This is a genomic window from Streptomyces sp. NPDC093591, assembly GCF_044764885.1.
In the GTDB taxonomy this organism is placed as follows: Bacteria; Actinomycetota; Actinomycetes; order Streptomycetales; family Streptomycetaceae; genus Streptomyces.
This window is the reverse complement of sequence record NZ_JBIWIY010000008.1, coordinates 346,396-359,340: the sequence shown is the minus strand read 5'-3', so window position 1 is coordinate 359,340 and position 12,945 is coordinate 346,396. Positions and strand designations below refer to the sequence as shown.

The 12,945-nt window shown below is 69.2% G+C and carries 13 protein-coding genes and 1 pseudogene; 11 read left to right on the top strand and 3 right to left on the bottom strand.

Annotated elements, in window-relative coordinates; genetic code table 11:
- Positions 1–11: 11 nt before the first annotated feature.
- Positions 12–1,373, bottom strand: coding sequence for a dihydrolipoyl dehydrogenase family protein (locus tag ACIREI_RS19590; RefSeq protein WP_403334248.1), 1,362 nt, complete (start codon positions 1,371–1,373; stop codon positions 12–14).
- Between the two features lie 237 nt (positions 1,374–1,610).
- On the opposite strand from ACIREI_RS19590, the gene ACIREI_RS19585 reads away from it, so the two are divergent.
- The 4 genes from ACIREI_RS19585 to ACIREI_RS19570 all read left to right on the top strand — a co-directional run bounded on the left by ACIREI_RS19585 (position 1,611) and on the right by ACIREI_RS19570 (position 4,270).
- A complete protein-coding gene (locus ACIREI_RS19585) occupies positions 1,611–2,186 on the top strand; it encodes a Dps family protein (RefSeq protein WP_403334246.1) in 576 nt (191 codons plus the stop codon).
- 400 nt (positions 2,187–2,586) lie between these two features.
- Positions 2,587–3,303, top strand: coding sequence for an acetate uptake transporter family protein (locus ACIREI_RS19580; RefSeq protein WP_403334244.1), 717 nt, complete (start codon positions 2,587–2,589; stop codon positions 3,301–3,303).
- A gap of 35 nt (positions 3,304–3,338) precedes the next feature.
- Positions 3,339–3,512, top strand: a complete 174-nt coding sequence (locus ACIREI_RS19575; protein WP_403334242.1) for a hypothetical protein — start codon at positions 3,339–3,341, stop codon at positions 3,510–3,512.
- 125 nt (positions 3,513–3,637) lie between these two features.
- Entirely contained in the window at positions 3,638–4,270 is a 633-nt protein-coding gene (locus ACIREI_RS19570) for a DUF4232 domain-containing protein (protein WP_403334240.1), read from the top strand.
- On the opposite strand, the gene ACIREI_RS19565 is transcribed toward ACIREI_RS19570, so the two are convergent.
- Complete coding sequence (locus ACIREI_RS19565; RefSeq protein WP_403334238.1) at positions 4,248–4,403, bottom strand: hypothetical protein; 156 nt, start codon at positions 4,401–4,403, stop codon at positions 4,248–4,250. The two genes, ACIREI_RS19570 and ACIREI_RS19565, sit on opposite strands and share 23 nt — an antisense overlap.
- A gap of 53 nt (positions 4,404–4,456) precedes the next feature.
- On the opposite strand from ACIREI_RS19565, the pseudogene ACIREI_RS19560 reads away from it, so the two are divergent.
- The 6 genes and pseudogenes from ACIREI_RS19560 to ACIREI_RS19535 all read left to right on the top strand — a co-directional run.
- A pseudogene (locus tag ACIREI_RS19560) lies at positions 4,457–4,705 on the top strand (PadR family transcriptional regulator); the annotation flags it as partial.
- 259 nt (positions 4,706–4,964) lie between these two features.
- Entirely contained in the window at positions 4,965–5,369 is a 405-nt protein-coding gene (locus ACIREI_RS19555) for an ATP-binding cassette domain-containing protein (protein WP_403334369.1), read from the top strand.
- 25 nt (positions 5,370–5,394) lie between these two features.
- Positions 5,395–6,795, top strand: a complete 1,401-nt coding sequence (locus tag ACIREI_RS19550) for an FtsX-like permease family protein (protein ID WP_403334236.1) — start codon at positions 5,395–5,397, stop codon at positions 6,793–6,795.
- A gap of 801 nt (positions 6,796–7,596) precedes the next feature.
- Positions 7,597–8,364: a hypothetical protein gene (locus tag ACIREI_RS19545; RefSeq protein ID WP_403334234.1), complete on the top strand. Its 768-nt coding sequence runs from the start codon at positions 7,597–7,599 to the stop codon at positions 8,362–8,364.
- 114 nt (positions 8,365–8,478) lie between these two features.
- Positions 8,479–8,790 (top strand): helix-turn-helix transcriptional regulator, encoded by a 312-nt coding sequence (locus ACIREI_RS19540; RefSeq protein ID WP_403334233.1) that lies wholly within the window; start codon positions 8,479–8,481, stop codon positions 8,788–8,790.
- Positions 8,791–8,838: 48 nt separating this feature from the next.
- The gene (locus tag ACIREI_RS19535; protein WP_403334231.1) at positions 8,839–10,047 is read left to right on the top strand and encodes a tyrosine-type recombinase/integrase; all 1,209 of its coding nucleotides are present in this window, start codon (positions 8,839–8,841) and stop codon (positions 10,045–10,047) included.
- 313 nt (positions 10,048–10,360) lie between these two features.
- Here the strand turns inward: ACIREI_RS19535 and ACIREI_RS19530 are convergent, their stop codons facing one another.
- A complete protein-coding gene (locus tag ACIREI_RS19530) occupies positions 10,361–11,521 on the bottom strand; it encodes a magnesium and cobalt transport protein CorA (RefSeq protein ID WP_403334229.1) in 1,161 nt (386 codons plus the stop codon).
- A gap of 151 nt (positions 11,522–11,672) precedes the next feature.
- Between ACIREI_RS19530 and ACIREI_RS19525 the strand changes: the two genes are divergently transcribed.
- Positions 11,673–12,899, top strand: coding sequence for a winged helix DNA-binding domain-containing protein (locus tag ACIREI_RS19525; protein WP_403334227.1), 1,227 nt, complete (start codon positions 11,673–11,675; stop codon positions 12,897–12,899).
- The last annotated feature ends 46 nt before the right edge of the window (positions 12,900–12,945 follow it).

The window sequence follows — 12,945 nt, the reverse complement described above, 5'->3', positions numbered from 1 at the left end:
GGAGAAACGGCTCAGCGCAGGGCTCCCAGAGCGGCTTCCACGGTTCGGTGGAAGGTGGGGTAGGTGTAGATCATGTGCCTGAGGCGCTCGATGGGCACCTCCGCGTGGATGGCGACATTCAGCCCGTACAACACCTCACCTCCGGCCGGCCCGGCCGAGGTGGCCCCGATCAGCACGTACCGGTCGGCGTCCTGGATCAGCTTGATGAACCCCTCGTTGCCCCGCCCGTGGATCCAGCCGCGCGTGGAGGAGTCGATCGGCACCACGCTGGTGCGCACCCGCAGCCGCTGGTCGCGCGCCTGACGCTCGGTGAGTCCCACTGCCGCGATCTCGGGGTCGGTGAAGATGACCCGGGGCAGCGCCCGGTAGTCGGCATCGGGACCAGGACGCGCGAGGATGTCCCGGACGGCGATCTCCGCCTGGTACATCGACACATGCGTGAAATCGCCGTGGCCGGTGATGTCGCCGATCGCCCAGAGCCCTTCCCCGGCACGCATCTGCCCGTCCGTGCGCACGGCTCGTGCCGAAGGGTCGAGCCCCGCCGCGTCGACGCCCAGCGCTGCGAGGTCGGCGCGGCGCCCGGTGGCGACGAGAAGCCGCTCGGCGCGCAAGGGCTCCTCCTCGCCCTGGAGGTGGACGATGAAGCCGGTGCCGTCATGACCGACCTGCCGGGCCCGGGCCGAGGTGAGGACGGTGACGCCGTCCTCCCTCAGGACCTTCTCGGCCAGCTGCCCGGCTTCCGGTTCTTCCTGTGAGAGCAGCCGTTCCTCTCCCTCCACCACGGTGACCGCGCACCGGAAACGGGCGAAGACCTGGGCGAGTTCCACGCCGATGGCGCCCCCTCCGAGCACGACCATCGAGGCCGGCAGCTCCCTGGCCGCCATGGCGTCCCGATTGGTCCAGTACGGCGTCGAGGCCAGGCCCGGGACCGGGGGAATCCAGGGCCGGGAGCCCGTGGCCAGGACCACACCCTGCCGGGCCCGGAACGTACGCTCGCCGACCGTCACCTGCCGTGGCCCGGTGAGCCGTCCCGTTCCGCGGACGAGCCGGCCGCCCTTCGCCGCGAGGCGGTCGGCGGCCACCTGGTCGTTCCAGTCGTCGGTCGCCTCGCCCCGGATACGTCCGGCAACCCGGCTCCAGTCAGGCGTCACCTCCGCATCACCGGCGAGGAAGGGCACGCGGCCTGCCTCGGCGAGCAGGTTCCCGGCCCGGATCATCATCTTGCTGGGCACGCATCCCCAGTACGGGCACTCGCCCCCGACGAGCTCCGCCTCAATGCCCACCACATCCAGTCCGGCCTCTGCCAGCGTGCCCGCGACGTACTCGCCCCCGGGCCCGAGCCCCAGGACGACCACATCTGCCTGCTCGCTCACCCTCATGCCTCTCCTTGCTGGTCGTCGGCTCGCGCCGTGCGCCCGAGGCTAGAAGGGGCGGGGCACCGTGCCGTGCCCGTCAGCGCACGGTGACTTGCCCGAGAGCGAACACCGGGCACGGACTCCTCGCCGAGTGCGCTGCCGAGCACCACCGCGTGCGCTCCTGGGCAACGAGTCCGCCGTGTGGGTACCTAGCGTCACTCGTGCCAACAGAGCCCAGACCGCAGGAGGCGGATCATGACCATCACTTCCCAGCACGTGAGCAGCCAGCCGCGGCTGCATCAGAAGGGCGAGATCATCCAGGAGTTCGGGACCGTCAAGCAGTTCCCTCTCGGCCTGTCCTACGAGACCCGTATGTACTCCTGCCAGCGGCTCAACAAAGTCCTGGCCGACACGCAGATCCTCTACGGCCTCTACAAGAAGCACCACTGGCTGATGCGCGGCGCGACCTTCTACCAACTGCACCTGGTGCTGGACAAGCACGCGGGAGAACAGCTCGCACTTGTCGACGCCCTCGCCGAACGGGTCCAGACCCTGGGCGGTGTCGCGGTGGGGGACCCCCGGCACGTCGCCGAGATCACGTCGATCCCGCGGCCCCCGGACGGTGTGGAGGAGGTGCCGGCCATGCTGTCGCGGCTGCTGGAGGCACACGAGACCATCCTCATCGAGGCCCATGACGCGGCGGCCCGCATCGGGGAGTTGGGCGACGACGGCACCAACGACCTGCTGGTTTCACAGGTGATCCGGACCGGTGAACTCCAGGCGTGGTTCCTGGCCGAGCACTTGGTGGACACCCCTCTGGTCCGCGCCTGAACCGGCGTGTCGTTACACGGGGTGAGTCCGCGGTTGGTGGAAGCCGTCGTCCCGGTGACAGAGCCACCTCGGCTTCACGCCGGCAGCCCAGCGGCTGCACGCGTCACTCCGCGGTGCCGACATGGCTCGGGCTCTTGAGCGGGAACCGGGCGTCGACCCCTCTTCGACCGCACCACGCAGCAGATCGCGGTGCCGCCGAGCGAAGCACACATCGCGAGCGTGGGCGGTGGCGCGCACTGACGATCAGCAATTTCGACGTCCCACGGAGCGGGCACGACCACGTGCTGGAACGGCGTGGCCTCGGTGGGCCGGACAGTGGCAATGCCCGAGCGTCGCATGCCGACTGTCGCGATGACCACCCCCCGCTCCCTTGCAAGCACGACTTACAGGAGAGTTCACCATGAGGACCAGTCCCGAATCGCCCGGGGAGCGGGCCGAGCCGACAGGTAGGCATTTCGAACCGGACCTACGGCCGATGACCCGCATCCACCTCCGCCCCATCGCCTCCCCGATGCCGGTCGGATTCTTCGCGGTGGCGATCGCCTCCATCATCGTCGGAAGCCTGCAACTGGGCTTCCTGGGCGACGACGCCCATCAGGCGGTCGCCCTCACGATCCTCCCGGCCTTCATCCTGCAACTGATCGTCAGCATCCTGGCATTCGGGGCGAGGGACGTGCTCGCGGCGACGCTCATGGCGTGCTTCTCCGGAACCTGGCTGGCGAGCTCCCTGGTACTGGCCCTCGATCCGCCGGCGGGTGCCGAGACGCTTGGCGTGCTCAATCTCGTGTTCGCCGTTTTCGCCCTGATGATGGCGACCGTCGCGCACCGCAAGCGCGCGATGTGGTTCGTGCTGTGCGTGGCTGTACCACGCTTCGCAGTGGCCTCTCTCTTCAACTTCACTGGTGCCGCCTGGCTCGGCTACGTGTCCGGGGCCTTCGGACTGCTCCTCGCGGGAGTGGCGATGTATGCCGCGTTCGCGCTCATGCTGGAGGACATGAGGGGCGAGGAGGTTCTGCCCGTAGGACGTCGGGGCCCCGCCCACGACGCCGTCGAAGGGAACCTGGCGGTGCAGCTGCGCAACCTCGAACGTCAGGCGGGCGTGCGGCGGACGCTGTGATTCGTTGAGCGGATCGAGCAGGCGGGAGTGGAGGGATGGGCTCTCAAGAGGCCCGGGCGTCAGGTCCCTTCACGCCACGCCTCCGGGTCGAGGTCGCCGTCGTGCTCGCCGGAGAGAAGGAGGACACAGCTGCGCTCGCCGCTGCCCCGGCCGACCCCGTGGCCGCGCTCCGGGCAAGGACAGCCGTGGTGAACGCGGCCGTGCGGTGACCGGCCCGTGCACTGCCAGGCCCCGGACCGTGCGCTGACGGTCAATCCTTCTCCCGGACTCCTCCCTAGCCTGATCAGGGCGGTCTCATGATCCGGACCGCCGCGCGGAACAAGTCAGGAGCATCATGCCCAGCCAACCGAATCACCCCGCACGCCACCGAGCCACCCTGGCCATGGCAGCGGCCGGGGCCCTCGCCGTCGTACTGACCGCATGCACTGGTTCCGATACGGATGGTGGTGCCACCGGCAGCGGTTCGGTCGCCGGTACCACCCCGAACGCGAGTACGTCGGCAACGTCAGCGGCCCCGACGCGGCCCTCCGCGTCCCCCGCGACGACCGCCCGCTGCCACACTTCAGATCTGCGCGCCTCCATCGGCCCTAACGATCCCGGAGCCGGTCAGGAGAACTTCGCTGTCCTCCTCACCAACAACTCCACCCGCACCTGCACGGTCTACGGCTTCCCCGGCATCGCCTTCATCAACGGCGACGGCGAGGCGGTCACCCCGGACCCCGAGCGGGCCACCGGCCAGGAGGAGCCGACGGTCACGCTGAAGCCTGGCGCCAGTGCGTGGTCGGCGCTGACGTTCACCAACCCGGAGGTCACCGGCGTGACCACCGTGACCCCGGCGGCGGTCCTCGTCACCCCGCCCGACGAGACCGCGCCGATCAAGGTGGCCTGGAGCGGTGGCAAGGTCTCCAACACGGGCAAGGCGTCGGTCCCGCAGGTGAGCCCCTTCAGGCCCGGCGACGGCGGCTGACCTCTCCGATGCCGCCGTCGGCCCTGGCCTCGCCCCGCCCGGCCGCCGGCGCGAGCCGCTCGGCCGCGCCCTCCACCAGCTCCAGGTCGGCCTTGGTGTGGCCGATGGCCGCGTCGCGGAGGAGGGATACCAACGGGGCACGCCCCTCAACCTCACACCCACTGCCGCTCCTCCTGCATTGTGACAATGCAGGGGGTGTGTAAATTGCCGCTGCACCACGCCGTGCTCGCCCTGCTGACCGAGGGCGAGAGCCACGGTTACGAGCTCAAGGGGCGCTTCGAGGAGGCCATCGGCCCGCAGTGGGGCGGCCTCAACATCGGCCACCTCTACCAGATCCTCAACCAACTGGTCCGCGACGGATTCGTCACACGGTCCCAGGTGGCCCAGCCGGACCGGCCCGACAAGACCCTCTACCGGCTCACCCCGGCCGGGCAGGAGGAGGTGCGGGACTGGGCCACCAGCGCGTGGGTGCGCACGGGCGGGTTCCGCGACGAGCTGTTCCTGAAGCTGTTCGGCGCCAGCGCGCTCGGCGCCGAAACGCTGGACGCGTTCGTCGCGGCGCAGCGGCAGACCTACCTCTCCGAACTCGCCGGGCCGACCCGGCTGCGCCGCACCCACACCGGCGACCCGCCGGTATCCGGGGCTTGTCGCCTTGGATTCCGTCGATCTGGAGATCGGCGATGGCGAGGCGGTCGTGGTCACCGGCCCGTCGGGGTCGGGGAAGTCAACCGTGCTGCACCTGGTCGGCGGCATGGACCGGCCGGACGAGGGGACGATCGAGGTCGACGGCTCGGAACTGACGGCGCGTCAACTGGACGCGCACCGGCGGCGGATCGGGTTCGTCTTCCAGCGGGTCCACCACTGCCCGCGCTCACCGTGCTGGACAACGTCCTCGCGCCTGTGCTGCCCCGCCGCGTGGACTTCGACCGCAGGACCCGCGCCATGGAACTCCTGGACGCCGTCGGCCTTGCCGCCCGCGCCGACGCCCTGCCGTCCGAACTCTCCGGCGGGCAGCACTGGACCGCCGGCCCCGTCGACTACCGCGCCACCGAGGACGGCCTCACCGCGCGGACCCGCTCCACCCAGCCGCGCGACCTGAGGCGGACCACTTCGAGGACGACCTGGTGCAGAACGTCCCGGAGGAGAACACCGGCACCCAGTTCCGCGAGGTCACCGCTCACGCATCCACCAGCTGCATGGGTTCCAAGACGTGCAGGGGCGAAGACGCCGGGCGCGGTCCCACGCCAATTCTGAACATCGTCGGCCGCTACGACACCGACAAACTGCGCGGCTTCTCCACCCTCTCCGAGGTCCCTCTGGAGATCTACCGGTCCCCGCAGCTCACCGGCGCAGACGCGGCCTCCCGGGTCGCCCTCGGCAACCAGCCGCTGCGCCCCGACCGCAACCTCGGCGGCTGCCTCAGCCCGCCGCCCACCCTGCTCACCACCCTCGACTCGCTCTCCGTCATCACGCACAGCCGCAGAAAGCCCACCGCGCAGGAGAAGGCGCCGGTCAGCGCCATCCGCATCCGGGTAGCCGGCGTCGACCCGGCCTCCCGTGCCCGGGCCAACTCCGTCGCCGGACAGATCCGTACCGCCTACCCCGACCTCCAGGTGGACGTCACCGTCGGCAGCTCGCCCGCCCCGCTGCCCAGGGGCGTCAAGGTCACCGAGTACTGGGTCGCCAAGGGCGTCGCCCTGAAGATCCTGCGGGCCGTGGATACCAAGAGCGCGGTGCTGTTCGGTCTGGTCCTGGTGGTCTGCGGGCTCTTCCTCGCGCAGGCCGCCCTGGCCTCCGTACGCTCACGCCGCAGCGAGATCGGCACCCTGCGCTGCGTCGGCTGGAGCGCGCCGGAGATCCTCCGGCTGATCCTCGGCGAACTCGCGGTGATCGGGCACGCTCGGCGCCCTCCTCGCCTACGGCCTGGGCGCCCTGCTCGGCCTGCCCACCTCGGCGGCGAAGGCGGCCCTCGTGCTGCCCGTCGCCCTGCTGCTCGCGCTGACCGCGGGCGTACTGCCCGCTCGGCGGGCGACCCGGGTCCAGCCGCTGGACGCGGTCACACCCCCGGTCACCGGCACCCGTCGGGCGGTCGCCGTCCGCTCCGTGGCCGGCCTCGCGCTGCGCAACCTGCTGCGCGCCCCCCCCCTGGCCGGACCGTGCTCGGCGCCGCCGGACTGGCGCTCGGCGTGGCCGCGTTCACCGTGCTGCTCTCCCTCACCTTCGCCTTCCGCGGCGAGGTGGTCTGCTCGCTCCTCGGCAACGCCGTCGTCGCCCAGGCCCGCACCGCCGACTACCTCAGCGTCGCCCTGTCCGTGCTGCTCGGCGCGGCCGGCCCCGTGGACGTACTGGTCCTCTCCCAGCGGGAGCGGGCCGCCGACCTCGCCATGCTGAGCGCCACCGGCTGGTCCAGGCGCGGACTCGGCCGGTTCGCCCTGTACGAGGGCGCCGGCCTCGCCCTGCTGGGGGGCCTCACCGGAGCCGTCGTGGGACTGGCCACGGTCCTGATGATCGGTCAGGGTCTCTAGGAAGGACGGCTATTGACGATGACCGGTGCCGCACTTCTGGTGGCCCTGGCCGCGGTCGGCCTGGTCTGCGCTGTGCTCTCCATCCCGATCCGGGCCATGTCCCGTATCGCCCAGGCTTCACTGTTGGCGAGGGAGTGAGCGGCGGCCAACAGGGCTTACGCCACACCCCCCAGCTCCAGTCCCTTCCGCATCGACGACGGCTTCAGCCGCCGGGACTCGGCGCAGGAGCCGCTGGCCGGTTCCGCGTACTTACGTGGAACACCGCCTTCGCGACCGCTTGATCCGGAGTGCCCCCGGCAGGATTCGAACCTGCGCACACGGCTCCGGAGGCCGTTGCTCTTTCCCCTGGTTTGGCGGTGGTGTGTCACGCCTTTGGAAGGGCGTTTCAGAGCTCTTGAGAGCCCACTGTGAATTGTGACTTTACATCAAGCGGAAAGATGCTTCAACCCTAGCTGAACTTCCTTGGAGGGGGCCTTTGCTGTCGATCGCAATTCAGCACGCCCCTCTCTCGAAGTAGTTCGGCGACGGCAGACTAATTCAGGGCGGAACGGACTGGAAGTACCCGCCGCAGGCATGTGAACCTTGATCACGTCGGGGGTTGTAAGGGCTGTCGTGGGTGTCAGGGGAGGGTGGTCCGATACCTCCCGCATGGCCGTGCAGGCGCCGGCATACCGATCCTCCTACGTCTTTGAAGTCCTTGCTGATGTCTTAGCGACTGGTCCCTCAAGGGCAAGTCGGACTTCGCCCCTCGGCTTATAACACGCAATCCCCGGTTACCGAAACCGGGGATTGTGCGGAGCATTGCTGGTGTTCGTCGGCCGTGATGCCGAGAACGCCTTGCCCCGCGGCAAGTGCATCCCCCAGTACGAGGAGTTTCTGCCTGTGTCTGCTGCTGTTGTCGATAAGAGTTTCCTGCTGTCGGATCAGCAACGTGATGGCCTGTTGGGCTGGATCGGTCAACGTCCGCGGGACGGACGACCGTTGCGCGCTTTCCTGTCAACCATCGCCTTTGCTGCGCTGAGGCCGCAGGAGGCACTTGCGCTGCGGGTTCGTGATGCGCACCTGCCCGACGAAGGTCCTGGCGCTCTGGTGATTCACCCCCGCCGTCTCGGGGACGAGGAAGCGGAGGGCGCGGGTGCCCCGCGAATCGTTCCGGCGTGCCCGGAACTTGTCGAGGTCCTGAGGGCGGAGGTCGCCCGGCGCGGCCTCCACCCCGATGACAGGCTGTTCATCCGCGATGATGGCCGGCCGTTGTCAGGCGGTCTCTACCGCAGGGCATGGCGCGCGGCACGGGAGGCGGTCCTGGAGGCGGACGAGGTCGACTCGCCGCTCGGAAGGCGTGTCTCCGACCTCCGAGACGCCTGCATCTCAAACTGGCTCAGCGGGTACCGCACCGCCTGGGGGATCTTCGCAGTGGCCGAGCGCGTCGGCGTCAGCGCCCCCTCACTCGCGCGGCGCTTCCCGCACTGTTTCCAGCCGTCGGGTGAAGTCTCCTACGACCTCATCGAAGCCGCCTTCGCCATACCCGACCTGGAAGGCGAGCCGAGGAGCGCTGCCCGGAATCTCTAGCGATTCGTCAGTCCGCGTACGGCGCATCTCACCGCGTTTCCGCAAAGGCCGCGGGCGCTCGAGCCCCGCGCTCCCACCCGCCCGCGGCCCTCTACTTCCCACACGGGACTTCCCATGCCTCCACGCCCGCTACACGCTCCGTCCACCCCGACCGATGCGCCTGCAGCCATCGGCCAAGCGTTCCTGAATGTCAGGGACGCAGCGCAGTACCTCGGCCTCTCACCCCACACCCTCTACGTCTGGCGGCACCGACGCCAAGGACCGCCCAGCTTTCGCATGGGGCCACGCGGTCGCGTCATGTACCGGATCCAGGCCCTCGACGCTTGGATCCGCGAACAGGAGCAGGCCGACGCGCGCTGCAACGCGGCCCTCAGTCCTCTGAACGCGGCACCACAAGCCCGCTCCGACTACACGCCGAGCGCCTGACACCCGACTCGATCCCACTGCATTGCAACCTACCCCGGAGGGGCATATTTGGCTTGCTATATCGAAGACCGCTGGCTCAAGAAGAAGAAAGATCCGGTTACTGGCAAGCGGGAACGCACCACCCGGTACGGCAAGGGCTCCAGGTACCGTGTGGCCGGCATCCCTGGCGTCAGGGACAAGTCGTTCGACACGCTCGAAGACGCCAAGGCGTGGCTGCGCAGGGCCGGCACCGACAGCGAACGCGGCGAGTTCGTCGACCCCCGCGACGGCTCCATCACGCTGGACGACTACGTGACACGCTTCTGGCAGGCGGGAGTTCGTGGGGCGCCCGGCACGATCAAGCGCATCGACGAACGCGTGCGCCTCCACATCCGGCCTCAGCTGGGTACCGTCGCCCTGCGGGACATCAGTCCGGCGGTGCTGCGCGGCTACATCGCCGCGCTGGAGAACGAGTGCTCGCCGCGATACGCCCGGCAGATTCTCACCTCGCTCTCGAACATCCTCGAGACCGCCATCGACGACAAGCGGCTGGTGCGCAATCCGATGCGAGCCAAGTCCGTGCGCTGGCCCAAGGTGCCGGAGGACCAGAGGGAAGCCTGGTCGCTGGAGACCGCGCAGCGCGTACGGGACGCGATCAACGCCCGCTACCGCATTGCGGTCGTGGTCGCGCTGGGCTGTGGGCTGCGGCAGGGCGAAGTGTTCGGCCTTTCACCGGAGGACGTCGACTTCGCACGTGGAGTGTTGCGTGTCCGCCGGCAGGTACAACTCCTCCACGGGCGCCTGTACTTCACCCTGCCGAAGGGCGGCAAGACGCGCGTCGTCGACATGCCTCCGTCGGTCGCGGCAGCCCTGGCCCAGTACTTCATGGAGTACCCCGCAGTCGAGGTCGAGCTGCCGTGGGGTGGCCCGGAGCCCGAACGGGAGACCAAGAAGTTCCCGCTCGTCATCACCACGACATACGGCAACGCCCTTCGCGCGAACATCTTCAACGTCGAGGTGTGGAAGCCGGCCCTGGCCGCCGCCGGTGTCATCCCCATGCGGAAGAAGGGCGAGCGCTGGAAGGCGTCTCGCAAGGACGGATTTCACGTGCTCCGGCACACATACGCCTCGGTCATCCTCGAAGCGGGCGAGTCCGTCGTCACCCTTGCCCGTTGGCTCGGCCACTCCAGCCCGACCATCACCCTGGACTACTACGCCCACTTCATGCCCGAGGCCGGCGGCAAGGGGCGCGGGGCCATCGACGCCCTGCTCGGCTGACCTGCCGTCGTCACCACGGCCGTGTAGACGGCAACCTCCACAACCCACGAAACGGATGGGCACAGCACTTCGCTGTGCCCATCCGTTTCGGCGTTTCAGCCCGGAAGACCACTACATTCCGTGACCGTCGACGCTCCCAGACGCCATCACAGCGGCGAGGCTCTCGCACGCCAGCGCCCACGATCGCAGGAGAGCGTCCCGAACGGAGCGCGGCTCATTCTCCCCAGATTCTCCCCAGCGGCCTAAAACGCGTCGTCCACGCCTGTGATCGGAGCTGTACGCGCCCAGCACAGAAGCCCTCCACGGCGATTACTCAGAGCCAATATCGCCGCTTGAAGATGACGTACAAACTGGTACACACGATACCCATCAGGGCGATAGCGAAGGGGTATCCGAACACCCAGTGCAACTCCGGCATGTGCTTGAAGTTCATGCCATAGATGGTTCCGACCAGCGTCGGAGCGAACAAAATGGCCGCCCAGGACGAGATCTTCTTGATCTCTTCGTTCTGCTCGAACCCCGCCTCCGCCAACGCCCGCATCTCCGCGTTCTGTTGCTGCGTGACCAGCGTCGCGTTCACCGTGAGGATCTCGGTGAGGGCTTGGCGGAAGCCGTCGACGCGTTCGCTGGTGTGGGTGACGTGGTCGGCGACGTCGCGGAGGTAGCGCTGTAGTTCCTCGTCCGTGCCGTATTTGGAGAAACCGGCCATCAGGCCGTGCAGCATGCCGACCAGAGGCCGGGTGGCGCGCTGGAACTCGACCATTTCCCGGGAGAGTTCGTAGATACGGCGGGAGACCTCGGGGTCGCCGCGGAAGACCTCGGTCTCGATCTCGTCGATGTCGTTCTGGACGCCCACCACGACCGGCTCGTAACCGTCGACCACCGTGTCCAGTATCGCGTAGAGCACCGCCTCCGGGCCGAGCTTGAGCAGCTCCGGAGACTCCTCCATACGCCGACGCACCGCCGACAGGTCGGGGGCCGCGCCATGGCGGACCGTGATGACGAAGTCGGGGCCGACGAACACGTGCAGTTCGCCGAAGTCGACCTCCTCGGGCGCGTCCAGGTAGCGGGCGGCGCGCAGGACCACGAAGAGCGTGTCACCGTAGCGCTCCAGCTTGGGCCGCTGGTGTGCCTCCATCGCGTCCTCGACCGCGAGCGGATGCAGGTCGAACTCCGCCGCCAGGGAGAGGAGTTCGGATTCCGTGGGGCGGGCCAGGCCGATCCATGCCATGCCGGAGGGCTGGTCGCGCAGCTCACGGTAGGTGTCGGCGAGGGTGGCGGGGGAGGAGACCCGGACGCCGTCCTGGTACAGCGCCGCCTCCACGACGCTCGCCACCTCGGAGCTGTCGACAGCCGCGGAGTGCGCAGGGGGCTCCGGCTGCTGTGGCTTGGGCGGCTGCGGTGGGGTAACGGCTCGACGCCAGACGGACTTCATGGGGTTCTTCGAGGCGGGGCGTGCGCGTCGCTCGGACATCGCGGCTGCCTCCCGGTGGGGACGACGAATGCGTGTGCGTGATCACGGAGCAGGATATACGGGGCGAATGACCTGGGCGGGGCCGAGTCGATTCGGGTTTTGGTGAGAATTGCGGGCGGAAGGTGCCCGTCCGCTCGCTAGCGTGCGGAGCATGACGAAGCGGACCACAAGCAAGCGGACGACGCCCGAGCGGGCGACGAGGGAGCGGGCCACGTCCGAGCGGACGGCGAGCGAGCCGGCCACGTCCGAGCCGGCCACGTCCGAGCGCAGCACGAAACAGACGACGACCGCGGCCGGCCTCGTGCTGAGCCCCCGCGCCCTCAACCGCGCCACCCTCGACCGGCAGCTGCTGCTGCGCCGCTCGCCGTTGGCCGCGAGGGCCGTCGTGGAGCATCTGGTCGGCCTGCAGGGCCAGGAGGTCAAGCCGCCGTACTACGCGCTCGCCGCCCGCCTCGACGGTTTCACGCCCGGGGAGTTGTCCGGGCTGCTCGCCGACCGTGCCGCCGTGCGCATCGTCACCATGCGCTCGACCATCCACCTGCACACCGCCGAGGACAGTCTCACCCTGCGTCCGCTGGTCCAGCCCGCCCGGGACCGTGAGATCAACTACTTCCGCAAGGGCCTCGTCGGCGTCGACCTGGAGCGGCTCGCCGTACTCGCCCGTGACCTCGTCGAGGCCGAGCCCCGCACCATGAAGCAGCTGCGCGAGGCCCTCGGCGCCGAGTGGCCGGGCGCCGACCCGCAGTCCCTCGCCGTCGCCGCCCGCTGCAAGCTGCCCCTCGTCCAGGTCACCCCGCGCGGACTGTGGGGCCGTAGTGCCCAGGTCGCCCTCACCACTGCCGAGCACTGGCTGGGCCGCCCCGCCGAGCCGGCCGCCTCCCCGGACTCCACCGTCCTGCGCTACCTGGCCGCCTTCGGCCCGGCCTCCGTGAAGGACATGCAGACCTGGTCCGGGCTGACCCGGATGCGTCCCGTCTTCGAACGGCTCCGCCCCGAACTGGTCACCTTCCGGGACGAGAGCGGCATCGAACTCTTCGATCTCCCCGAGGCCCCACGCCCGGACCCGGAGACCCCGGCGCCGCCCCGTTTCCTGCCCGAGTTCGACAACCTCCTCCTCTCCCACGCCGACCGCACCCGGGTGATTCCCCCGGCCAACCGCGGCCGCACCTGGCAGGCGAACACGTTCTACTGCCCCCTTCTCGTCGACGGCTTCCTCGCCGGCGTGTGGCGGATCCTCGGCGACGCCCTCGTCATCGAGGAGTTCACCGAACTCACCAAGGCCCAGCGCGGGGAGGTGACCGAGGAGGGGGAGCGGATGCTGAAGGTGATGCATCCGGAGGCGTCGTACGACATCCGCTTCGGCACCCTCATTCCTTAGGGGCGTGGGGGTGTCTTCTGGATCATGTCCACGTCGCGGGTATGGT